Origin of the sequence: Candidatus Fukatsuia endosymbiont of Tuberolachnus salignus, from assembly GCF_964030845.1 — a bacterium.
GTDB classification, from domain to species: domain Bacteria; phylum Pseudomonadota; class Gammaproteobacteria; order Enterobacterales; family Enterobacteriaceae; genus Fukatsuia; species Fukatsuia symbiotica.
This window is the reverse complement of record NZ_OZ034983.1, coordinates 1,791,927-1,818,308: the sequence shown is the minus strand read 5'-3', so window position 1 is coordinate 1,818,308 and position 26,382 is coordinate 1,791,927. Positions and strand designations below refer to the sequence as shown.

At 45.2% G+C, this 26,382-nt stretch carries 11 protein-coding genes; 10 read left to right on the top strand and 1 reads right to left on the bottom strand.

The genetic code is table 11. The annotated features are described in order from the left end of the window. The first annotated feature begins 18 nt into the window (after nucleotides 1-18). From nqrF to ltrA, 10 genes are all read left to right on the top strand, one after another. Entirely contained in the window at nucleotides 19-1,242 is a 1,224-nt protein-coding gene (gene nqrF / locus AAHH42_RS08715; RefSeq protein ID WP_072549615.1) for an NADH:ubiquinone reductase (Na(+)-transporting) subunit F, read from the top strand. 26 nt (nucleotides 1,243-1,268) lie between these two features. Beyond that, nucleotides 1,269-2,300 (top strand): FAD:protein FMN transferase, encoded by a 1,032-nt coding sequence (locus tag AAHH42_RS08710; protein ID WP_072549614.1) that lies wholly within the window; start codon nucleotides 1,269-1,271, stop codon nucleotides 2,298-2,300. Nucleotides 2,301-2,362: 62 nt separating this feature from the next. Beyond that, complete coding sequence (gene nqrM / locus AAHH42_RS08705; protein WP_072549613.1) at nucleotides 2,363-2,590, top strand: (Na+)-NQR maturation NqrM; 228 nt, start codon at nucleotides 2,363-2,365, stop codon at nucleotides 2,588-2,590. A gap of 188 nt (nucleotides 2,591-2,778) precedes the next feature. Continuing rightward, complete coding sequence (gene rnm / locus AAHH42_RS08700; RefSeq protein WP_072549612.1) at nucleotides 2,779-3,699, top strand: RNase RNM; 921 nt, start codon at nucleotides 2,779-2,781, stop codon at nucleotides 3,697-3,699. 17 nt (nucleotides 3,700-3,716) lie between these two features. Then, on the top strand, nucleotides 3,717-4,337 hold the full coding sequence (locus AAHH42_RS08695; protein WP_342220927.1) for an L-threonylcarbamoyladenylate synthase: 621 nt from the start codon (nucleotides 3,717-3,719) through the stop codon (nucleotides 4,335-4,337). Nucleotides 4,338-4,506: 169 nt separating this feature from the next. Next, nucleotides 4,507-5,445 carry a 23S rRNA pseudouridine(2605) synthase RluB gene (rluB, locus tag AAHH42_RS08690; RefSeq protein ID WP_072549610.1) on the top strand — a complete coding sequence of 313 codons (939 nt, stop codon included), beginning with the start codon at nucleotides 4,507-4,509 and terminating at the stop codon, nucleotides 5,443-5,445. Between the two features lie 20 nt (nucleotides 5,446-5,465). Next, a complete protein-coding gene (gene sohB, locus AAHH42_RS08685; RefSeq protein ID WP_342220926.1) occupies nucleotides 5,466-6,512 on the top strand; it encodes a protease SohB in 1,047 nt (348 codons plus the stop codon). A gap of 76 nt (nucleotides 6,513-6,588) precedes the next feature. Continuing rightward, nucleotides 6,589-9,207, top strand: a complete 2,619-nt coding sequence (topA, locus tag AAHH42_RS08680) for a type I DNA topoisomerase (protein ID WP_342220925.1) — start codon at nucleotides 6,589-6,591, stop codon at nucleotides 9,205-9,207. Between the two features lie 20 nt (nucleotides 9,208-9,227). After that, nucleotides 9,228-10,202 carry an HTH-type transcriptional regulator CysB gene (gene cysB, locus AAHH42_RS08675; protein ID WP_072549607.1) on the top strand — a complete coding sequence of 325 codons (975 nt, stop codon included), beginning with the start codon at nucleotides 9,228-9,230 and terminating at the stop codon, nucleotides 10,200-10,202. 604 nt (nucleotides 10,203-10,806) lie between these two features. Continuing rightward, nucleotides 10,807-12,144 carry a group II intron reverse transcriptase/maturase gene (ltrA, locus tag AAHH42_RS08670; RefSeq protein WP_342220924.1) on the top strand — a complete coding sequence of 446 codons (1,338 nt, stop codon included), beginning with the start codon at nucleotides 10,807-10,809 and terminating at the stop codon, nucleotides 12,142-12,144. A gap of 132 nt (nucleotides 12,145-12,276) precedes the next feature. Here ltrA and AAHH42_RS08665 read toward each other — a convergent pair whose 3' ends face one another. Further along, complete coding sequence (locus AAHH42_RS08665) at nucleotides 12,277-26,358, bottom strand: C80 family cysteine peptidase (RefSeq protein ID WP_342220923.1); 14,082 nt, start codon at nucleotides 26,356-26,358, stop codon at nucleotides 12,277-12,279. Nucleotides 26,359-26,382 lie beyond the last annotated feature (24 nt).

Genomic DNA, 26,382 nt, shown 5'->3' with positions numbered 1-26,382 from the left:
TTCGCTGAGGAATAACTGATGGAAATCGTTTTGGGCGTCGTGATGTTCACACTGATCGTACTGGCATTGACCGCAATGATTTTATTTGCCAAGTCGAAATTGGTGAATACCGGTGATATCTCGGTAGAAATTAACGGTGACGCCGAGAAAAGTTTTACCGCGCCTGCTGGAAATAAATTACTTAATATGCTCGCGGGTCATGGCATTTTTGTCTCATCGGCTTGTGGTGGAGGGGGTTCCTGTGGTCAGTGTCGCGTGACCATAAAAGAAGGCGGCGGTGATATTCTTGCGACTGAACTGTCTCATATTTCGAAACGCGAAGCCAAAGCCGGTTGTCGTTTGGCTTGCCAAGTTAGCGTGAAACAGAATTTGAAGATCGATCTGCCGGAAGATATTTTTGGTATTAAGAAGTGGGATTGTGAGGTTATTTCTAATGATAATAAAGCCACTTTTATTAAAGAACTGAAACTCAAAATACCCGATGGCGAGGTAGTACCATTCCGTGCTGGTGGCTTTATTCAGATTGAAGCGCCCCCCCATCAGGTTAATTATGCTGATTTTTCGGTAGAAGAAGAGTATCGCAGTGACTGGGATAAATTTAATCTCTTTCGTTTTCAATCAGTGGTGACGGAACCCGCTGTGCGCGCCTATTCGATGGCGAATTATCCACAAGAGCGTGGCATTATCATGTTGAATGTCCGTATTGCCACGCCACCACCCAACAAATCGGAAGCACCCCCTGGGATCATGTCTTCTTATATTTGGTCATTACAAGCGGGTGACAGGGTCACTATTTCTGGTCCTTTTGGTGAATTTTTTGCCAAAGACACGGATGCGGAAATGGTGTTTATTGGTGGCGGTGCGGGCATGGCACCCATGCGCTCACATATTTTTGATCAACTTAAACGCTTGCATTCCCGGAGAAAGATCAGCTTTTGGTATGGTGCTCGTTCAAAGCGGGAAATGTTTTATGAGCAAGATTTTGATCAACTACAGGCAGAAAATGATAATTTCACCTGGCATGTTGCTTTATCCGATCCCTTACCTGAAGATAATTGGACAGGTTACAGCGGGTTTATCCATAATGTGCTGCTAGAAAATTATCTAAAAAATCATCCAGCACCGGAAGACTGTGAGTTCTATATGTGTGGTCCTCCGATGATGAATGCTGCGGTTATCAACATGCTGAAAAATTTGGGTGTTGAGGATGATAATATTATGCTCGATGACTTTGGTGGCTGATCAAGCTGGGATGACTGATAAAAATCATGCAGAAAAAAATAATCTGTTTTCTAATAATACTGATAAATGTACTGTTGCTAACAGGCTGTGACCCCGAGCAGGTTAATTTTTCGGGTAAAACGATGGGAACCTCTTACTCAATCAAATATGTGAGTGATCCGTCAGCACCCGCACCTGAGTTATTAAAGCAGGAAATTGATCGCCAACTGGAGCGGGTCAATGATCAGATGTCAACTTACCGCCAGAGTTCTGAGTTAAGTCGTTTTAATCAAAGTAGGCAGGTAAACACCGCTTTTCCGGTGTCTGCGGCAACAGCGAAGGTGGTACGTGAGGCGATTCGCATCAATCGTATTACTGAAGGTGCTTTGGATGTCACCGTAGGCCCGCTCGTTAACCTCTGGGGTTTTGGCCCTGAAGGGCGACCAGATAAAGTGCCTACGGAGGTTGAACTGGAAAACCGCCGTGCATGGGTTGGCATCGATAAATTGGCAGTAGAACAGAAAAAAGACGCATTGATCAAAACTATCCCTGAACTTTATGTTGATCTTTCGGGTATCGCTAAGGGTTATGGTGTTGATGTGATTGCTGATTATTTAGAAGCCAATAACATTCATCATTATATGGTGGATATTGGTGGTGAAATTCGCACCAGTGGCAATAATGGCAAGGATCAGCCTTGGCGCATTGCGATCGAGAAACCTAATGCAGGTGCCAGTGGGCAAAGTGTACAAGAAATCATTGAACCGGGTGTTATGTCGATTGCGACCTCTGGTGATTATCGCAATTATTTTGAAGAGAAAGGTGTGCGTTATTCTCACACCATCGACCCCACTACGGGTCAGCCAATCAACCATCGGTTGGTATCGATAACGGTATTGGATCCGAGCTGTATGACGGCTGATGGATTATCTACTGGATTAGATGTGATGGGGCCACAGCGTGGTATGGAATTGGCAAATTTACTGAATATTCCGGTATTTATGATCGTTAAAACTGATAATGGATTTGAAGAGCGTTATTCAACGGCTTTTAAGCCTTATCTAGGAAAAAAACGCTGACGTTGCTGATCCCTTAAGATGCCGAACAGGCTCGAGGGATTTTGCGTTTAGGAGAAAAATTAATGCTGACACTATTTATCGTATCCTTTATTTTTTTTCTGTTAATCACAGCCGGGATGTCGTTAGGATATTTAGTCAACCGTAAAAGTTTACAAGGCAGTTGTGGTGGTATGACTCAGTTAGGCATGGAGAAAGTCTGTGATTGCCCTGAACCTTGTGATATCCGCAAAAAAAAATGGGTTCAGGCCGCTGCACGTGAAAAAAAATTGGCCCAGTATCGTATTTTGTAAGAGCCTGTTCCAAATCTTTTTCGCTGTGCTCAGACGAGGAAAAAACGGGCGGGAAAGCACAGTTTACCTTTTGTATACAACAAAAAGGAATAAATGAGCATTTTGAGCGCGTTTTTGACGAATTACTTGACCCAAACACGGCGAGCACAAGAAATTTTGAACACGAACAGGCTCTAAGTAACTTAAATGTGGACGTTCATTTGATCAACAGCAGCACAAAAAATATCTTAAGAAGTGCGACGCCTTCCGCTTTTACACTTTATGATCTTCATAGTCATACGACGGCATCCGATGGTTTATTGACACCAACAGAATTGGTTATGCGTGCTGCCTCAATGGGTGTCGATGTATTAGCTATCACTGATCATGATACGACTGCTGGATTAACCGAAGCCGAGGTGGCAATTAAACAGCAGAAATTGCCACTACGGTTGATTCATGGGGTAGAAATTTCTACTTTATGGCAACACCATGAAATACACGTTGTTGCTTTGGGGATCGATATCTCTCATCCTAGCATGTGTAAGCTGTTAGTTGCACAAGCGAAACGGCGTTCTCAACGAGCTCAAGCGATCGGCGTTCTTTTGGAAAAAGCACATATCCCTAATGCCTGGCAGGGCGCGCAGTGTTTGGCGAATGGCGGACAGATCACGCGTAGCCATTTTGCTCGTTATTTGGTAAAGCAGGGGAGGGTAGCCAATGTTGCACAGGTGTTTAAAAAATATTTGGTAAAGGGTAAGACCGGCTATGTGCCCCCTGAGTGGTGTACTATAGAAGAAGCCATTGATGTTATTACACAATCGGGGGGACAAGCGGTGTTGGCGCACCCTGGGTGTTATCCTCTTTCGAGCAAATGGTTAAAACGGTTATTCGCTCATTTTGCTGAACAGGGTGGCGATGGTGTAGAGGTAGCACAATGTCAACAAACCCCTGATGAGCGTGCCTTGTTGGGGCGATATGCGCGAACTTATAGTTTATTAGCTTCGCAAGGATCTGATTTTCATCAGCCCTGTGCTTGGATCGAACTGGGACGTAAATTGTGGCTACCTTCAGGAGTGGAACCCATATGGCGTGATTGGGCGAGTGATGTAAAGTCCAATATAAAATAGAAATAATGAGGTATGTCATGAGTCAGTACTTTCGTATTCACGTAGAAAACCCGCAATTACGTTTGATCAAGCTTTGTGTTGATGTCTTACAGAAAGGAGGAGTGATTGTTTACCCGACAGATTCTGGTTACGCGTTAGGTTGTCGGTTGGAAGAAAAAAATGCAATGGGGCGTATTTGCCGTATTCGGCAACTCGACAGTAGTCATAATTTTACGCTGGTATGCCGTGATTTATCCGTACTGGCTACTTGTGCACAGGTTGATAATAGAGCCTTTAGATTAATAAAGAATAATATACCGGGTAACTATACTTTTATTTTAGTAGCGACGAAGGAAGTCCCACGGCGTTTGATGAATGATAAACGAAAAACCATTGGTTTACGGGTATTATCTAACCCGATTGCCCTGGCATTAATGGATAAATTGCAAGAACCTTTGATGTCGACCACCTTGATGTTACCGGGTAACGATTTTGCTGAATCTGATCCAGAAAAAATCAAAGAAACGCTGAGCAAACAGGTAGATTTAATTATTGATGGTGGTGTCTTGGGTCAGCAGCCAACCACGGTGATTGATATGACTGAGTCTATCCCAACAGTGATCCGAGAAGGATCTGGCGATTTGTCTCCTTTTAGCTAGTAGCTAGTCGATCTGTTAAACAGTAGACTTCTTTCGAAATACAGATCATACAGTAGGTTTCGAAAGAGGTTTAATGATTATCAATGCAAAACAGATAAATAAATGTAGAATGGCACGCTAGATAATTTTATCCCCCCGACGCCTGTGAAGGTGACATAGAGGTTGCTCAATGAGCGAAAAGTTACAAAAAGTGTTAGCGCGAGCCGGTCACGGTTCCCGTCGTGAAATTGAAAGCATCATCGAGCAAGGCCGTGTTAGCGTTGATGGTAAGGTGGCTAAACTGGGTGATCGCGTCTACGTTCGTCAGTCGACAAAAATTCGTTTAGATGGTCGAGTGCTATCGATCACTGAATCGCAAGAAACGGTATGCCGCGTTCTTGCTTATTACAAACCTGAGGGTGAATTATGCACCCGCCATGATCCTAAAGCACGACCAACGGTGTTCGATCGGCTGCCTAAATTACGCGGTTCGCGTTGGGTTGCGGTGGGGCGTTTGGATATTAATACTTCGGGTCTACTGCTGTTTACTACTGATGGTGAGTTAGCCAATCGTTTGATGCATCCAAGTCACGAAGTTGAGCGTGAATACGCAGTACGGGTTTTTGGTCAAATTGGTGATGATACAATCAAGCAGTTAGGGCAAGGTGTACAGTTAGAAGAGGGACTTGCCTGCTTCCGTGCCATCAGTTTTCAGGGAGGTGAAGGGCTGAATCAGTGGTATAACGTTACTTTGACGGAGGGGCGTAATCGCGAAGTGCGCCGTCTTTGGGAGGCAGTAGCGGTTCAGGTAAGCCGTCTGATCCGTATTCGTTACGGTAGTATACTTTTACCTAAAAATTTGCCACGTGGGGGGTGGACGGAGCTTGATCTGCAAGCCATCAACTACTTGCGCGAATCAGTAGGTTTGCAGGTTGAAACCCTGAGTAAATTGCCGATTGAGAGTGAGCGCCGCCCGATGAAAGCCGGTCAAATCCGCCGCTCAGTGAAACGCCATGCGCTATTCAGCGGAAAAACAGCCGCCAGTAAGAGTGGGCGGATAACTCAGAGGGTAGGGCGTCACGGATCATCGCCGAGAAGTTCCAATCGTCAAAATGTCGGCACACACTAAAATAAAACAAGGCAGTAGTTATGGAATTCATGTCTATGTACGGGCTTTTTCTTGCCAAAATAGTGACTATTGCTGCCGCTGTAGGCACGCTGATATTCGTTGTGTTTAGTTTTGGGCAGCGCAATTCTGAGCATCGAGGCAAACTGAGCCTGATTGATTTAGGTGAGCAATACAAGGAAATGCAGCGTGAGATGCAGTTATCACGGATGTCCGACGTGGAACAAAAAAATTGGCATAAAGAATTTAAAAAAAAGCAAAAAGCTGAGCAAAAATTAAAAAAACAACAGGCTAAATCAGGCACGATGGTGGCGGCAAAACCCTGTTTGTATGTATTAGATTTCGATGGAAGTGTTGACGCGCATGAGGTCACCTCACTAAGAGAGGAAATCTCTGCTGTACTGGCAGTAGCGAAAGTAGAAGATCAGGTATTGTTGCGGCTGGAAAGCGCGGGGGGTGTGGTACATGGCTACGGTTTGGCGGCTTCACAATTGACACGTTTACGTCATGCCAATATTCGTCTGACGGTGGTTGTCGATAAGATTGCTGCCAGCGGCGGTTATATGATGGCCTGTGTCGCCGATCGCATCGTATCCGCCCCTTTTGCTATTATTGGCTCTGTCGGTGTGGTGGCACAGATCCCTAATTTTCATCGATTGTTGCAAAAAAACAACGTTGATATTGAACTGCATACCGCCGGTGAATTTAAACGTACCTTAACGCTATTGGGTGAAAATACAGAGCAAGGGCGAGAAAAATTCCGTGAAGAATTAAATGAAACCCATTTATTATTCAAGCAGTTTGTACAACAGCAGCGCCCGTCTCTCGATATTGATGCTGTCGCTACTGGTGAACATTGGTTTGGTACTCAGGCTAAAGAAAAGGGGCTGGTAGACGCTATTGGAACCAGTGATGATTTGTTGATATCTGAAATGGATAAATATGAAGTCTTCGGTGTAGTTTATAAACATCGCAAGCGGTTAATTGATCGAATTACTGAAAGCATCACGCAAAGCGCTGATCGTTTGTTGTTACGTTGGTGGCAGCGTAGTGGAAAGCCGTTGATGTAAGAAACGGGATCTTTCCAGAATGCAGAGTCCGGGCGGATAAAAGCCTAGGTATTACGGTAAATAATTGAAGGTAATTATGGGTAAAGCTCTCGTAATAGTTGAGTCCCCGGCAAAAGCCAAAACTATTAATAAGTATTTAGGCAATAGCTATGTAGTTAAGTCCAGCGTTGGTCATATTCGTGATTTGCCGACCGGTGGATCAAGCAGAAAAAAAAATACGGATTTGGCTGAAAAAAAAGCGTCAAAAAAGGATCAGCCGAAGAAAAAAGTTAAAAAAGATGAAAAAATAGCGTTAGTTAACCGGATGGGGATCGATCCTTATCATGGCTGGCAAGCGCAATACGAAATTTTACCCGGTAAGGAAAAGGTGGTTGCTGAACTGAAATCGTTAGCGGCAAAAGCGGACCACATTTATCTTGCGACCGATCTTGACCGCGAAGGAGAGGCTATTGCCTGGCATCTGCGTGAGGTTATTGGTGGCGATGACAAACGTTTTAGTCGCGTGGTGTTTAACGAGATTACTCAGAATGCGATCGGACAGGCTTTTGAGCAGCCTGGAGAGTTAAACATTCATCGTATCAACGCCCAGCAAGCCCGTCGTTTTATGGATAGGGTCGTAGGCTATATGGTTTCACCGTTATTGTGGAAAAAAATTGCCCGTGGTCTGTCTGCCGGACGGGTGCAATCTGTTGCCGTACGTCTGGTGGTTGAACGTGAAAGTGATATTAAAGCCTTTGTCCCGGTAGAATATTGGGATCTTCATGCAGAATTGTTAACGCAAAGTGGCGTTATCCTCCAAATGGAAGTCACTCACGCGCAGGATCACGCATTCAAACCTATTAATGCTGAACAGACACATGTCGCAGTAACATTACTAGAAAATGCTCAATATAAGGTGTTGGAGCGGGAAGATAAACCCACTAGCAGTAAACCTAGTGCTCCTTTTATTACCTCGACGCTACAGCAGGCTGCCAGTACTCGCTTAGGTTTTGGGGTAAAAAAAACCATGATGATGGCGCAACGGTTGTATGAAGCGGGTTACATCACTTATATGCGTACCGATTCCACCAATTTGAGTCAAGATGCTTTGACGATGGTGCGAGATTATATCCATGCTAACTTTGGTGAGCGTTATCTGCCATCTTCCGTTAATCAATATAATAACAAGGAAAATTCTCAGGAAGCCCACGAAGCCATCCGCCCATCGGATGTTAATGTATTGGCGGAACAATTAACGGATATGGAAGGGGATGCACAGAAGCTGTATCAACTGATTTGGCGTCAATTTGTTGCTTGTCAAATGAGCATTGCCCTGTATGACTCGACCACACTCATTGTTCAAGCGGCAGATTATCGGCTGCGAGCCAAGGGGAGAACGTTGCGTTTTGATGGATGGACTAAAGTGATGCCCGCGTTGCGTAAAGGTGATGAAGATCGTACTTTACCCGTGGTGGATGTCGGCAGTGTATTAGACTTAAAAAAATTGCGGCCAAATCAGCATTTTACTAAACCGCCGTCACGCTACAATGAAGCTTCCTTGGTAAGAGAGCTGGAAAAAAGGGGGATTGGTCGTCCTTCAACTTATGCTTCCATTATTTCTACCATTCAGGAACGTGGCTACGTCCGAGTCGATAGCCGTCGTTTCTATGCCGAAAAAATGGGTGAAATCGTTACCGATCGGTTAGAAGCGAATTTTCACGAATTGATGAATTATGATTTCACGGCACGGATGGAAAATAGACTGGATCAGATTGCCAGTAATCAGGCGGAATGGAAAACAGTGCTTGATGCGTTTTTTAGCGAATTCAGTGCGCAGCTGGCGGAGGCAGAAAAGGATCCAGAAGAAGGCGGTATGCGTCCGAACGCCATAGTGTTGACTCAGATTACGTGCCCGACATGTAGCCGCCAGATGGGGATCCGTACCGCCAGTACCGGTGTATTTTTAGGGTGTTCAGGCTATGCATTGCTGCCGAAAGAGCGTTGTAAAACGACAATCAACTTGGTCCCTGAAACCGAGATCCTCAATGTTCAGGAAGGGGAACATGCTGAAACCAATGCGTTACGTGCACGCCGTCGTTGCCAAAAATGTGCCACGGCAATGGACAGTTACCTTATCGATACAGAACATAAACTGCATGTTTGTGGTAATAATCCTGTGTGTGAGGGTTATGAAATTGAAGAGGGTGAGTTCCGTATTAAAGGTTACGAGGGCCCTATTGTTGAATGTGAAAAATGTGGCGCGGAAATGCACCTGAAAGTAGGTCGTTTCGGTAAATACATGGGTTGCACCGGTGATGGGTGTAAAAATACCCGTAAGATTTTACGCAGTGGTGAAGTGGCGCCGCCGAAAGAAGCACCAATCCCTCTGCCGGAGTTGCTCTGTGAAAAATCAAATGCTTATTTCGTACTCCGTGATGGTGCTGTCGGTGTATTTTTATCTGCTAATACGTTTCCTAAATCGCGGGAAACCCGAGCACCACGGGTAGAAGAGTTGGTGCGATTTAAACATCTCTTACCAGAAAAATTGCGTTATCTGGCCGATGCCCCGGTGAGCGATAAAGAAGGGAATAAGACTTTGGTCCGTTTTAGCCGTAAGACAAAACAGCAATATATTTCATCTGAGAAAGCGGGTAAAGCAACCTCTTGGTCGGCTTTCTATATTGATGGCAAATGGGTTGAGGGTAAAAATAGGTAAGGGATTGAGGACAGGATGGTATGAAATTGCAGCAACTGCGTTACATTGTTGAGGTGGTTAAGCACAACTTGAATGTGTCATCTACTGCCGAAGGTTTATACACCTCGCAACCGGGTATCAGTAAACAAATCAGAATGCTGGAGGATGAACTAGGGATTTTGATTTTTGCCCGTAGTGGTAAGCATTTAACGCAGGTAACGACAGCTGGACAAGAAGTGATTGCCATTGCCCGTGAAGTACTGTCGAAAATAGAAGCGATCAAATCGGTTGCCAAGGAACATACCTGTCCTGATCAGGGTTCACTTTGTATTGCAACGACCTATACTCAAGCTCGCTATGCTTTGCCAGAGGTGATTAAAGGTTTTATCCAGCGTTACCCCCGCGTGTCTTTACATATGCATCAGGGATCACCTACTCAGATTGCTGAAGCCGTTGCTAAGGGTGATGCTGATTTTGCCATTGCCACGGAAGCGCTACATTTGTACGATGATTTGATTATGCTGCCCTGCTATCACTGGAATAGAGGGGTCGTCGTCAGACGAGATCATCCGTTAGCGGGGAAAAAAAATATTGAAATTGAAGAACTGGCGGCCTATCCGATAGTCACTTACACTTTCGGGTTTACTGGGCGTTCTGTGCTGGATAAGGCATTTAATCTTGCCGAATTGACCCCACGTATTGTGCTTACGGCGACGGATGCGGATGTGATTAAAACCTATGTGCGCCTCGGTCTTGGTGTGGGTGTGATTGCTAATATGTCGGTGGATCCGTTACAAGATGCTGATTTGGTGACTGTTGATGCCCAAAATATATTTACTTGCAGTACCACTAAAATTGGTTTTCGCCGCAGTCTCTTCCTGCGTGGTTATATGTACGATTTTATTCAGCGTTTTGCACCACATTTAACCCCTGATCTGGTTGATAGCGTGTTGACATTACGTTCCAATGAAGACATAGAAGCGGTGTTTAGGGATATGACATTACCGGTGAAATGAAGTTAAAAATGCCTCATTTAGAATGATGATGTACCTCTCCGAGCGGTTCGCTAAGCTGCTCAGTTTCTTGCAGGTGCGAGTCCTGCTGCAATAATTGGTTAGTTTGATTGCGTAGCTATGGCGTACATGTGGAAGGCGACTGAAACATGGAAGCAACGCCGGATAAACGTTGCCCCTGACCCAGTCCGTGGGCGCGCGCAAGCACACAGCCCGTAACGAAAGTGAACCTGAACAAGCCTCGTAAATGTCAGCCACACGGCAATGCTGGGAGAGTGTGGTGTAGGGTGGTTCCGCCGAGCCTTTGGAATGGGGGCGAAGGTCATCGAGTTCTAGTGGATTAACTAACCACTTGAAGCTAGAACGGGAACTCGGGGTATTGAGGATGGGATGTGCGCATAGAACTGAGCGGAACGAACGAGACCTCTACCCGTCGTGGTTTAACCCACCGCGTAATTGAAGATATAAGGTAACCGCCGAAGTTCGAATAGACGCGGGATAGAGGAGTCGGAGGAGGCCATAGTACTGTTGATGATGAGGACAACATAACCTCGTCGGAGAGAAGGGCCTCTGCTTCTGTCATGCTATTTTTTGTAGGAGGCATTACGTGATTGCGAAAGCTGAAAACACGTCGCTAGAAAGAGTGCGAGTACTGCAACGAAAGTTATACCTAGCAGCCAAGACGAATCCAACACGGAAATTCGGCGTGCTGTATGACAAGGTGTGTCAGATCGATGTGTTATGGATGGCCTACAAGCAAGTCCGAGCCAACAAAGGTGCCCCAGGCATCGACCAGCAGACTTTTGAAGTCATTGAAAAGGAAGTTGGAGTTGGGTCATTCTTGGCTGAAATCCAAACAAAACTCATGGAAAAGAGGTACACGCCTCTGCCGGTCAAACGGGTGTACATCCCCAAGGCTGACGGAACGCAAAGACCTCTAGGCATTCCCGTTATCGCAGATCGTGTTGTTCAGGCAGCGGTGAAAATTGTTATCGAACCTCTTTTTGAGGCTACCTTCAAGGATTGCTCGTATGGCTTCCGGCCTCGGAAGAATGCACAACAAGCATTGCGGGAAATCTACAAGTGGCTGAATTTCAAGTGCCACTGGGTGGTAGATGCGGATTTGAAGTCGTACTTTGACACAATTCCGCACGATAAATTACTGCTGTCCGTTCGAACCAGAGTCATTGATCGCTCGGTTGTAAAGCTGATCGAGATGTGGCTTAAAGCTGGAGCGATGGAAGAGATGAAAATCCGGAAGGAGACGACCGGTACGCCGCAAGGGGGAGTAATTTCTCCCTTGCTCGCTAATCTCTACCTGCACTGGCTTGATTCGACGTGGGAGAAAAAGGCGTTCGGTAAACGTCCGCATGATGCTCATATCGTGCGATATGCCGACGATTTTGTGATTTTGTGCAGCAAGCGCCCGGAGTTTTATCTGGATCAGGCCAAGAAAGTCTTAGACCGACTTGGGTTGACGCTTAATGCCAAGAAAACGCGGATAGTTAATGCCATGAAAGAGCCGTTTGACTTTCTAGGTCACAGGTTCGCAGTTCAACCATCGAAAGTGACGGGCGAGTTGAAGACCTTTTACTATCCGACTCCCAAGGCTATGAAGTCTGTTAAGCAGAAAATCCGTGATGTTGTCCGAAAAGGGCAGCACTGGGATTGGCCCACATTGGTGAAAGAAAAGGTAAACCCGATTCTTCGCGGATGGGGGAATTACTTCAAGACAGGTAATTCAAGGAAGCATTTCTTGAGCATAGCGAATTACACGATATGGACACTCTGCATCATGTTGCGGAAGAAGCACAAGAAACGGGGTAAGGGGTGGAGGGACCACCCGCCGTCCTGGTTCTACGATTACCACGGGCTGTTTAAGCTGTACAGCCTGTCCGTAACCGGAGATGAAGGGAGTCGGTATGCCCGACCTGTGCCGTCGTAACGCTGTGGAAAGAAGACAGTCGGAAAGCCGTGTGCGGGAAAACTGCAAGCACGGTTTGACGAGAGGTCGCTGGGGAGATGATGTCAAACCAGAGACCTACTCTACTTCTCATCGAAAGAGAGGCCATTGGGGTTAAATCACTGCATTAGATGTGGCTAGCGGTTGTTGGCGAGGGGCAGCAGAGAATAACATTGATTCTGATGCCGCTTGCATCGAGGCTTCTGTAGGCATTGCCGCTATTGCCTGTGTCAGGTACTGATAGCCAACACTGTCGCTAGAGCAGGGTGCTGTTCGCTGTTGAATATCCTTACGGGTAAGCTCGCGTTCTTGCACTTTAATTTTTACTGTGCCATCAGATGACGATCTGAATTGATCTTTGACCTGTACGCTGCCATCAACACGACCTTGACCATCGAGTATAAAAATGATCAGATCGTTTGCAATAGTTTTAAACAGAAAATTTTCTAGCGTAAAGTGGTGCCCCGAGAATTTCACGGTATTGGCACCGTTGCTGTCTCTGATAATGTCGTGGCCATCTCCTTTCCAATATAGATAAGTATCATCTCCTTCATGACCACGGAGATAATCATTCCCTTCACCTCCAACCAGCATGTCATCTCCTTTGCCAGCATAGAGTTGGTCATTTCCCTTGCCCCCTCCGAGTAAATCCTTGCCTTCACCACCGTCAAGTAAGTCGTTACCGGTTCCGCCATTGAGTTTATCATTGCCCTGACGACCATAAAGCTGATCGTTTCCTGATTGGCCATCAAGTTCGTCATCGCCAGCTCCACCGTCGATCCAGTCTCTTCCTGCTCCACCGTCGATCCAATCGATCCCCGCACCACCGGTTAATCGATCGTCGCCAGTCTTTCCTCGAATGCCGTGTATGCTGTTGTTTGTAGCAGTGAATTGTATGCAGGTATTTGCCTGCAATTGATCAACGGTATAAAACTTGCCGGCTATTTCGATGCTATCGATAACGTGATTATGGTAGCCATTACTTAGCGTGATGGCTTGAGTCTCATCATCGTCACCGTTGCTATCCAAAGCGGTGAAGATGATCTGTAAATCATGACCCATTCTGCGCGTGCGTATACTGCTTAGGCTGATATCACCGAATAGCTGTAGGCTATTTTTACCTGCATTATCATGGATGACATCATGACCGTCACCGAGCGTGTAACGGTAAGTGTCGTCTCCTTCGCCACCGTTAAGTTCATCGTCTCCCTGACCACCATCAAGCTGATCGTGACCTTGGTTACCGTATAGCTTATCACTGCCGGCACCACCTTTTAGGATGTCGTCGCCGGCGTTGCCTTCTAGAATGTTATCACCCTGTTCAAATGCGATGAAGTCATTACCTGCTCCACCTTGCACATGATACCCACCTTCGCTGAGATCACTGAATATGTCATTGCCAGCCAGTAAGTTTAGTTTTTTATCGATCAATGCTGTTTCATGGCGTATCAGGATAATATCATTTTGCTCTGTGGCAACCGCTTGTCCAACGGTAACCTGTTTTTGTGGATTGATAAGCAGCGGTTCAAAAGCGCCACCTTTACCCTGTAACAAGAGATGGCGATAACGTTCGGATAGCATAAAGTTGAGAATACGGATGGTCGGATAGATGCCCGGTGTTTGATAGTGACGTAGCTCAATATCGTCACCCTGTTGATCTATACAGGTTTCTTTGAGTGACCAGGGTAAGATCAACATATCCTGTGCCGCTACCTTGTCGGTGTTGTTGTGATCATCTTGGTTATCAATGATAACGTGGCGTGTACCACTGCCAATAAAATACTGATCCGCCCCTCCTTTACCTACCAGCGTATCGATACGGGTGCGGCTATTGTCTTCATCTCCTGCTGAGGGTGTTGTCGATAACCGGTTGTCTTTTTCATCTCCCTGTACTGCAGTGCTAAATTCTGTGCCGACTAGCGACAGTTGCAAAAAGTTTGGCAAAACAGTGGGCGCATTATTTTCATTATTACTGACAGATTGACCGTTAACCTTGACATCAATCCGTCCTAGACTTTCGCTTGTTTGTAATTCAACTTTGATTTGTTCTGGAGGAGCCGCCATCAAATGTACTCTACGGCTTTGGTCATGAGCAATCACATACTGTGCTTGTAACGGCGTCAGTGATGGCCAACTGGTGTCTGGGTTTTGGCTCAGTGTGGCTGGCCAGCCAGTAAGGCACAATCCATCATTTGTGTAGAGGACATAGTTATGTTGCAGGTTTTGTTGCTTACCGTCGGGACTAACAGCATACATATTACGCAACGTTAATCGAGTAATGTGACCGTTATCATTACGCAATGCCCACTCTACATCACCGTTTTGCAATGAGATATTATTGATAGCAGCGGCCTTATAATCCAGTATAATTTTACTTAATTCCTGCCTACTCGTGCTTTCCTCCAGTACCACGGAGACTTCTTCAGATCTCTGATGTTGCAAAATATGGTAGCTATCTATGCCTGTACCACCAATGGCAAGCCCTTCTTGTAATGTCAATCTATCATTACCGCCGTTTCCACGTAGTACATCATAACCGCCCATACCATTTAACTGATTATCAGCGTCGTCGCCGACCAGGGTGTCATCTGTTTCACGGTGTCCGTAAGCATGTTCGATATTGTGCAAGTTGGTAATGACCTTTTTGCTTTTTCTATAGCGGGCTACCCTTTCAACCAGATTGATGTCATATCCTTCTCCATTTTTCAATGCGGCGGCACCTATCACCCTATCGTCTGTATCTGTTGATAACGTGCCGGTTTCCGTTGGTTCCATGCCGCCATTAAGTACACTGGCGTCGCGTTCATCATCAGGTGCAGGTTGCCCCATTAATAAAAAGCTGTCTGCCAATCGACCACCAGTAAATTGTTTTGGTCCAATGCCCACTTCGAAGACATTTTTTTGTGTCGTTTGGCCTGTCACGGTATCCTTGCCACCACCCAAACTAAACCAGGCTACCGTTTCTTTGATGAGTGTGCTAGTCAGGCTATGGGCGTTGATCACACCGGCCTTATTGAGTGATAACAGCTGGTTCTGACCATTTTCATCTTGACCGATACCCAATGTATGTTGTTCGCCTCGTATTGCTAATCTGTTCGGGCGTGTTCTGCCTGTTTCATTACTCCCGGTATCTGTGTGCGGAGAACCAAATGTGCCGTCTTTTTTTCCCTCAGCCAGGGTGTAACGGCCGTTAGCCTGGATAACCATTAAATCAGCGAAACCGTCGTTATTCATGTCACCTAGCTGTACTTGCGCCGTATTAAAATCCCGAGCCAGCTGAGTGATCCCTGCATGTTGTTGTTCTGCCAGTGCGACAAAAGGGTTTCTTCGATTTCCGGTACCTAACAGGGTATACAGTTTTCCTTCTGCGGTCAGTGAGACAATATCGCCGTAGCCATCACCATTGATATCGCCGGCAACACGATGGGTATATTGAGAGACTGCAGGTTGTGCTATGGCTAACTCCGAGAATGGGAGTACATGAGGCTGATCAAATTCACCGGTCTTCTTGCCATAACTGATGTTGATACCATCCAGTCGGTTTACGTTGTGAACCCCGGATTTGATTATGTTGCGGGTAAAGGAGACTAAATCAGCATGGCCATCCTGATCGATGTCAACCAATACGGGAACTGCATCGATATTGATTGAGGGGGGAACGGGCACACCTTGTGGGAATGTTTCAATAAAACGGCCGTTTTCTTTTGCCAGCAAAATACGCGTAGGATATTGGCTCTCGATGAGGATAACGATATCGTCTTGTTTATCACCGTCGATATCTCCTACCAAGGTGCGTACGGTCAAACCACTTATTAAGCGGATCTCTGCGATATGCTGCCGTTCAGTATAACGACCTTGCTTATCAGACAGTAATAAATAAAAGCCTTGAGTAGAGAGATAACCGATATCACGAGCACCATCCCCGTTGAAGTCTCCCATTACTGTACGATAATCATTTTGCAGCGGATTTAAGCATGCCAACTCTCTTTTCAGCGCCGCGTGTTCGTCTTCTGTTCCATTGATAAAGTGACCTACCTGTCTGAATGCACCAATAAATGACTTTTGTAGCACAGATCCTGGCATTTTTACGCCACTACTAACGATATCGTCCGTTTCTTGCCAGCTATAAGTAAAATAAGTGTACTTACTGTTGACAACCGTAGGTCCTTCTTTGAAGGTGAGATCTACCATAGGCGCAGAATGTTTTGTTATGTATCTGGCCGCTTCAGCGTGCATTGTTTTTGTAGGGTCCTCTGTGAGGGGAATATGATCCCGTATACTGTGTTCGTTATCCGCCAAGTCTTTCGCGACGATTTTTTTGTAATGGTGTTTGATTAACTTTGGCTTACCTAAGCTTAGGTAAAGGGTTTCAATGTTGATATTCGCGTTGAGTAGCTTGCGCGCCTCCTCTTCTCGCTGTGTTTTGATGGTTTTTTCTGCTTCCTGTTCTGTTTGGTGACGTGTCAACGAATTGGCAACATGGGGATCTTGATGTTGATTCCAAAAGGCGAGCCAACCGCTACGGAGAGTCTGCCAATCGGTTAAAGGAACCACTTTTTTGATGTCTTCCACCTCACGAACGGCAGAATAAATCCCACCAGCAAGTAATAATGCTGCCCCAATGACCAAGCCGACAGGTCCGGCCACGCTGGCTGTGGTGCCACCGATGGCAAAAGCGACAGGTACGCCGATACTAACCAGTGCACCGGCGACTGAAAGTGAACCGTTTACCAGCAAATCTTGACGAAGTTTTGGGTCAGTGGTGACAGCCAGCTGCGTGAATGCACGATAAGCCTGGTAGATATCAAAGCCACTGGAAAGCACCCCGAGAACCGGTCCACCAAAGCGCGCCAGTTGTAACTTAAAGCCGGAGCGCATGCCGAGTTGAGCCAGACGGCTGCTCCATAGACCGAAACCTTCTTGTATCAAATCAATTGCGATGTTGCTGGTCAGGGAAAACAGCGCTAGATTTTTTTCAAAGGTGAGGTATTCTCTCTGTTCTACACTCAGGTGGTCATTTTTCAGCAAGGCATCATATTTTGCTATGTCTCTTAGCGCTCGCAGATAACCGTAACCTTGCATTGTACGGCCGACATGGCCACTGATACGATTGAGTTTTGTCCAACCTGTGGTGATTGGTACATTTTTCACTGCCGTTCCGAGCGTCGGCTCGATCTGTAGTGTTGCTCTTATTTGCGTTGTTTTATGTGGATCAACAGGGATAGGAATAGTATGCACAGTTTCGTCGAGCGGGATCAGAGTAACATATTGATCAATAATTCTTAATTGCTCAAGTGCACTGGTGGCAGCAGTCGCGTGATGACTTGGTGCTAATAGACTTTCGGTATTTCCCTTAACCATGATTTGTTGCTTCAAAAAACGCACTGCCTGTTGGGTCGCTGTATCGGTGTAATCGGCCTGATGCAAGTAGCGAGAGAGTTTTTTTACATCAAAATGCAATTGGTCCGCGAGTTCCGATGGAGTAAGCTGAGCAAGATGAGCCACAGAAAAAGGTTTACCTTTTATTCTTGCCCCCATTTTCCCTAATATGCGGACGGAAATCGCAACATTGCTGAGGGTCATATTTCCCGCTGTTGCCAGTCGCTGCGACTCACTTTTAAAATCATCCAACAAGGTTTTCAGCTGTGCTAATGTGCTGAAGCGTTTGCGGGCAGCCGCTATATCCACTTTATATAACACCGGAACAGACGGATTATCCACTGTTTGCATCGGGCTATTATTCAGATGAGCCTGGTAAGTTTGCAAGGCGGCATGAAGTGTCTGCTGGTTCTGGTTGGTATCGGAACCACGGATACGTATCGCGCCAGCATTAGGATCGTACAAATCGAAAGTACGTGATCCTGTTTCATCTTGGCTAATAGAAAGTGTCAGTGCATGTTGGCCGATTTTTAATAAATAATTTCCCTCAGCAACCTCAGTATAGGTCGTCGGTAATGCCTGTCGGGTAAAAATATCGGGGGATCTGTCAGGAGTGGATCGCAAAGCATCAAACAGTAAGCGGAATTTTTGTACCTGAAGGGTATCATTGTCAGAAAGTGGGCCATCGGTGTGATGTTCATTAATCTCAGCGTAAGTATTCAGTCCATTAAGATAATGCTGGCTTACATTTTCTCCTTGCGTACGACTATGTAACCAGCCCAGTGCGGCTGCGGTTGCCGATGCGTGCGCTTGTGGGCTATTGTCACCAATAAACAATGCCTGTGGGGCAAGATCGATTTTAATGCCATTGATGCCATCGGTTATCTTCTGCCATGCGGTAATACTGTGGACTTGGTGGTTATTCCAAGCCTGCGTCTTTTCCAACGCCGTTTGTCCACTCAATGCCGACAGCTGCCGATGCACCCCTCGCAATTGTAGCAGCTGTTCGGCTTCGTTACGCCACAATCTATAATCCTGCTCATGGGTAATAAGTTGATGTACTCGTTCTTCGTTTAGATCCCCGTCGGGATAATGGAAAAAATCTGCCAGGTCGTGCTGTTGCTGGGCATTGAGTGCATCAAGTTGTATCTGTTGAGAGGTTAGATCGTTGACAATCGTCATCACTCGTTGTAGACGGACAGCAAAATCGTTCTGAGTCTCGTTCTGAATCGTGGGAAAATAGTTGTTTTGTTTAGCATCAAGCGTAAGACTCAGTCTCACAGCGCTGGCTCGGTTGTCTTCTGTATCTGCTGACATACGGTGTTTATGGCCGACGCCTTGTGCACTCTCCTTCCTGCTGACCTTTATTTCGGCGGAGTAAGCGACGAGGGTGGTTGGTTTTATACCCTGTTCAAGCAATTTGGGCACAAATTCAAATAAAAAGCCGCTGTTTTGATCATCATTGACCAGCGCACAACCCACAAGAATTAGCTTACTTATCGGACGATGGAGATGATATTGCGTGTTTAGCACACCCACCATTTGCCGCGTGACCTCCGCCAGTCCAGCAGCATTGTACTCTGCCAAGGTGCTATTATTGTGTGCATCATTCTCGCCACCACGACCATGACCGACAAACAGCAGATACAATTCGTTACCCAGCGTGTCTGGATCACCGTACACCAAACGCAATTTTCCTTGTACGTCACGCTGAAAGATGACAGATTCGTTTGGATGCTTACTCGCCAAATCGCCTGCTGATCGTTTGCTTTCAGCATCATTCTCCAATTGAATAATGATGCGACTTTTTTTACCTTCGCCAGCGGTATGGGTGTTGTCAATGTTCACTACCGGCTTTATCCAGTGGTCAACGTTTTCGCGTTTAGCCGAGCCGAGGGCGTTTAAGCCCTGATCAACGTGCTGGTAGTGGGGGTGTTGATAGTCACGAATGTTTTGTGTGGCATCTGGCTGAGTTATTTCGCTAATATCCAATAGCCTTAGACCCTTATGACGGGCTTTATAAAATAGCCGATCATAGATTTCTGATTTTTTACCTTGTAACGTTTCCTCTTCAAGATCAATGAGATCGTTATAAAAATGTTCGGCAAGATCAGCAACATTGACCGCTTCTTGACCTTCCGAGTCCACCAGCCATATGCGACTGGATGGGATCCCTGTGGTGCTGGGCACAGAAATGTAAACCTCGGCTGAAACAGTAAGATTGCCAGTCGTTGAATTTTTCGGATTGAGCACAACGTTATCGGCTACCGGAACAGCCTCTAAACCTCGTGTATCAATTAGGTAGACGAATTTTCCATAACCGTATCGTACAGCATCATGCTGATAAGAAGTACTTGCATAGAGTGTTGTGTCGGTAGTATGACGTTGTGCATGGTTGTCATCAAATGCCAACATTTTTTCATCTAGTGCTAATTTATAGGGAGTACGATGATCACCACGAAATACCCCGCTGATATCTGTTCTAAAAAAGGCCCGTTTTTGATTGGTTTGATAGCCTCTAGCAGCAGCATATGAGGTAATAAATTGATCACTAAAATCAAAAATTGCTCGGCGGTCATCTTCATAAACGCTTCCTTCGTTTGATTTTTGCAGCCTGGCGATAATCGGATCAGTGACAGCACGAAGATGATCAAATCGTTGCAGGTTGTTGGGATCCAGTGATGAAATTTTATACTGCTGTGCCCATGAAGGAAGGACTGCCGTATTTGTCAATTCAAAAACAAACTGCTGCCGTGCTTCGCCTGACAGATTGAAACTTTTCCACAGTGTTTCGATATCATTTTCTGTTGGATACAATATCCGTAACATTCTGAATGCTTGCTGTTTGCCTTTTTTTAAGGAGGAAAATTCTTCCTTCACTTTCTGCGCCCAATATTCGTTTTCTTGAGGAATAGCTAACGATACCCTGGGTGACTGTTGTCTTGTGGCGGCAACCTCTACAATTGTCCAGGTTGTTGGCAAATGATAACCGTTGCTATCCGTAGGACCCGGCCTGATCGAAGCCAGGCTGGTGCCATTCTGCTCGATAGCCTGTAACATAAGCTGATAATTGCTCAGGCGTGTTTCCACGAAATAATTAAACTGATTGAGAAATACTTCTGCTTGCGAATGCGAATAAGTGGGATCGATACGCTGAACCCAGCTGATCACATTTGACCATTGTGCCGACGTCATACCCAACTTTCCTGACGTCATCCTGTTTTCATGGCGGTTACGTTGTAACCGATGTGGGTTCTCCAGCGTACGCCTATGACCTTGTCGGTCAACATCAAGGGTAGTTCGATACGCTATCACTTTAATTGGCGTTTTTGTTGATTGTCCTGCTTGCCGACGGTTCAGTAATGTGTCAACTTGCGTTCTATAATCCTCAGATTCGATGTCACTGCTGGCCAGCCCACATCCCATCAAGACAATTTCATGGGGTACGACTCCCTGGATATGATAATTAATACTTAGCTTGTTACGAACCTGTTCTACGACCTGATACAACTCGAAGGGTGAGTACTCCGCTAACGATGTATGATTGTGATCATTTGTACCACCACGCCCATGACCGACTAAATGCCAACGTATATTACCGGCCAGTACAAATGGGTTACCATGCACCCAACGCAAATTTCCATGCTTATCACACTGAAATAATACGGATTTATCAGGATGTTTAGCTGCCAGATTGGCGGCTGCTTTCATACTTTCGGCATCATCTTCCAGTTGTAGGATAAGGATGCCGTCGAACCTTGTTTGACTGTTTCGTTCATGGGGGCTTACCTCTATTTTCTGCCAGCTTTCCACATTATTTCGTTTTGCCGGGCCTGATGTATGTAAGCCAACACTGGCAATACGCCTAGAAATATCATCAGGTTGGATCGACAGTTGATTATTGACGATTTGTAGTACAGGTAGCCTTAGGCGATGAGCAAGACCCGGTAAGAAGCGATCATATCCCGCACTTGATAACAAAAGGTGGCTATCACCAATAGCAATGAATTTTTCACCCACGGGTATCGATGTTAATTTTTCCTCTGCCAAAGTATTGGCTACACCCTGAATATAGGTTTCGGCGTAAGGCTGATAGGTTTGCCCCAAAGCAACCACTTTCAGCCCTTTTTGACAGGCGGCAATAAATAGGGTAGTCAAACCCTCCTTTTTCAATACGGATTTTAAATAGGGAGAGATTGGTTGTCTGGGATTGCGTCGGAAATGGTCAATAAATGTTTGGGTCACTTTGTCTAAAGGCAATCCAAGAATGGAAATACCCAATTCTTTAAGCGTATCCATGTGCTGAACAATAAAAGCAGTAGTGACGTAATCACTACGTTGATAACCATAATCACCATTATGACTGTTCATCAGCAGACCTTGGCGCTCTGCTAGTAAGAACGCCAACTGCTCTCGCACATTTGGCTGTTGAGTAAGTTGCTGATTCAGTCGATTCAGTGCTTCAGTTGAATACTGTTGATCCCAGATCGCCACGTCTGTATGGTAAATACTACGATACATCTTCTCTATTTGCGTTATTCGTGCTTTTTGTTCCCTACGTAAGTGGGCTTTATCACCGTAGGTGGCCAACATTCTACGTCGATGGTTTCGTATATCTCTGAAGAAGAAATTTCTGCGATTTTCGGGATTACGTTGATCACCAACAGAACGCAGCTCTAGCTTCGCTAACAAAGCATCAATAAATTTTCTGATTCTCATTCTCTTTTTATTCAGGTGTAATGCGTTTAATTCCTTCTGGTTGTAGCCTATATGAATGAATCCATTCGTTTGATCGATCTTAATTTTTTTTAGTTCACCCTGTGCCTGTTCTTTCGATAGTGCCGTCTCAAAACCATTAAATTGTTCATCAAACGGGAAGTGGTAAATGGCCTTAAAGCCCAGATCCTCTTCATTCGGCACCTGACCATTAAAACCGTCTAGCCTAATTTCCCAAAAATTTCTGTGTGTAGAGAGAGAAAAAGGATTTGTTTTACGGAATTTTATTGGAACGTCGAAGTAAAGATCTTCTGCCATCCTGTTGAATATAAAATTCATGAAAAATAGTCGGGTAGCCGGTGTTTTTTGCAACAGGGCCTGATATACATCAGCTGCGAGCGCGGGTTGAATTTCTGTAAGCGCGAGCAGGTTTTCTTTCATCGAGTCGGGTGCCAGATTAGCAAAGAGTATATGATCGATTTGAGTCTGGAGTCTTGATATGACTGATACCATGTTGCTGGAAATATTGCCAAAGGGCCTATTCAGAGAAAAATTAACCTGATTTAGCAGGATAAAAGCGGTTTCGATCTGCTCACTACCTGTTGTTTCATGTAGCTTGGCCAGGGTAGCCTGGATACTTGCATACAATGGTAAGCTAAGTGGATTGACTTCGGTTCCTGAAATAGGGGATTGCAGTCCAGTAGTGGACATCACACCATAGCGAAACAAATCGGATAGAGTCAGCGCTGGGAGCATCTTGGCTAAATGTGCTTTATTCTGTTCGAGGATCTTGATGATGTCAGCAGATGAGGGCTGTTCGTGAGCTAAAGACCAGGCTCGATCATAAACACTGGTTTGTTGCTTTATGTGGTGGTAATAGTGTTCTATCGTTGCTGCCGACAGGGCTTCCACCATGGTGATATTTCCCTGCTTTATGGCGAGCATCAATGCGTTAGCTGAATCATCCTTAGCATGATGCTCTAACAACTTGCTTACCAGACGAGGATCCTCTGATAAAACAGCCTGTTCCAAGGCAGTGGTATTGGTTAGTAAATTTTTTTCGTTCGCATCCGCCCCGGCATCTAATAATGCTGTCAGTATCTGCAAGTTTTTATTTTGAATCGCGTAAAATAGCACATTGTGCCGACCTGCATCCTGATAATCTGACAATGGATGTTTTGCCAACAGCATAAGAACTAACCAGGTCAAATCTTTTCTTATTGCCACAAATAAAGGATTCTCAACATGACCATATTGACTCTGTTTTAAATCGAGCTCGGATTGTTGTAGCAATAACTCTATTGTTTGCCGATCTTCAGCTTCGCTGGCTAAGATAAATAACCGGCTAAGGTAATGAATCGGATAGGTTGTGACATTATTATGTATCGTATGTACCTTTATAAAGACAATGTTTAACAGCAGCGCATTGAGATTAATATCTTGAATAGGATGAGCTTTACTGTCAGTACCTTGATTATTGTGATGAGGCCAGCCATTGATGTAATAGTCTATATAAGCCGCTGCACCGGGATCATTTCGTTGCTTAAAAAAATCATACAGTGTCGTCACTGTCATCAATTGCCACAATATTGGCGGAAATGTAATCAATTCTTTATGGGTACTCTTCAAAAGAAGCGGTACGAATGGATTACTTTCTAATTGCTGGAACCACTCCAAGTGATCTTTAATATAGTTAACACTGGCATTAAACCCCCATTTATAAAAAACCTGAGTGGCTTGTTGGCAAGTCATGTGATGAAATAACTCAGTGGAAACCTGGGTAAATTGATGGGTCGGTAAGGTTAAAAGAGCCGGTACCAGTGGATTGCTATTGAGTTGTTGGAACCAATCAAAATTTTTGGTTGCATAAGCAACACCATACTCAACGCCCAATTTTGTAAAAAATTGAGTGGCTTGTTCGGTGGTCAAATGATGAAATAACTCACTGGAAATTGTCACCAGTCTATCGCGCGGTAAGGTTAAAAGAGCGGGTACCAGTGGATTACTCTCTAACTGCCGGAACCAGCTGAAATTCTTGATCACGTAGTCAATACTGCCTTGAACTCCCAATTTTTCTAGAAACTGAGTCAGTTCAGAAGGTGACATATGATGTAATAAATAAGTGGGCAGGTTAGCCGATGCGGTGGGAGGAAACTGTAAAATAATCGGTACCAATGGGTTGGTATCTAAGTTTTTAAACCAGTTATTGTGCGCTATCACGTAGTTAAGGCCACGTACATCGCCTAATTTTGCGAAAAATAATGCGATTTGCTGCCCGGTTGCGGCATGTAGGCGCTGAGGATTAATGTCGAATAATGCGGCATCTCCTGCATTGGCTTGCTCAATCATTCGTATCAATTGCTCAGGCGCGATCTGATTAATACGATTACCGATACTTTTAATCGTGGGCAGGATCACTTCACCTTCAATTTCCTGCCAAAATAGATCACCTATTCGCTGGAATGTCTTTCCCAGGCCATTATCCACGGTTTCGATCGACCAACTTGGCCAAATGGTGCTTGATCTGGCACGCGAGAGTTTTTTTGCCATTTCTATCTGTAATAAAAGGGGATCCTGTCGTAGCTGATATCCACCGTTATTCTCGATGAAAAGGGCAGATGTATCGAGATTTTTATAACCGGGTTTAAAACCTTCTTCCGGATCCTCTATATCCAGGCTCAGCCTAAGTTCATCTATTTTGTCGTAGTTAGCGAGCGCATCAGCCCCCAGTTTGCTCAGAAGAAAGCTCAGATGCGCGTTGGCTAATTCATAGGTAATACGATACGGTGTCAGCGCATTGATCAACTTTCGCTGACAACTTTCAACCCGTGTTTGGGTAACAGCATCCAGATTTCTATAGCGATCTTGACTGGCCGGCATGCCGAGTTGTTCATTGAAGCGATCTAAGAATGCATTAAATGTGTGTACGTTATTGCCTATTCTTTTATAAACCATAAATTCTCTAAGGGTACTGTGCGCTATTTTTTCCCTTGTTTTATGCATGCTACTCAGTAAATCTGCACCAGGCGCGAACAGATTTGCACTGGCCCTTAAGATGTCTGAGATTGCACCATCAGCACAGTGTGCGATCCTGTCAGCCAACTCGTAAATTTCGGCTAATTTATGGGAAAGTGGATTTTCTTTGGTATTGGGGAGTGCCAATAGCCGAGCAATCTCCTCAATCACACTTTTCATTTGGTAATAGCGATGGCTGTTCTGATGATCACTGTCTGATATTTTCTTTTTAAATTCCTCAAAATTGTGGCTGACCAGAGTTTTGCCTGCTTGATCGTCAACATTGACCATATAAAATGCAATGATTTTATCAATAGCTTGATGGTATTGTGCCAAAAATTGAGGATACTCCTCCGATTCTTTAAAGCTGTTTACAGCAGCGCCAATGGCATCCCCAGTATTCGTCGCATCAGCAAGGTTTTCTCCTCCCATATAGTAGACTGGTGTGGGAACACTGATGCGAGCAGATGCACGATTCCTTTCTCTTTGCTGTTGCTCTAATCGAACTATGCTCAAGCCATTTTCCTGAATATTCCGCAACAGCTGCTCATAGTCATTGATTCGGGTATTTTCGGGAAAATTAAACAGGTCGAGGAAGGCTTCTGCTTGAGCGTGCGAATAGCCGGATTGAATATTTTGTACCCTTGTAATTAACGATACCCATTTTTTGGGAGGAATACCCATTCGGTTGGGATTGGCTGGGGTTGCTGTGACTGGCACGGTGTCTGCTTTAGGAGGCTCTGCAGAGAAGGGCGGTTGGGAAGATACGGGGACGTCGGTTTTTACTTTTTTCGCCGGTTGATCCTGCCGTTCTACGACGCTTGCTTCTACAATTGTCCAACTGTCAGACGTATGATGCCCATTATTTTCTAGGCCGGGATTGACTAAGGCGGGGCTAACGTGATTTTCTTCAATCCCTTGTAGCATCAATTGATAATCGTTAAATCGAGTCGTTCTGGCATAATTAAACTGATCGAGGAATACTTCTGCCTCGGCTGATGAGTAGCCTGGTTCAATGCGTTTAACCCACTGAACCAACCATGTCCACTGTTCTAAAGTAATACCTTCCCGATTGGCATTTGCCATGATAATCATCCTTAATTAGCTACG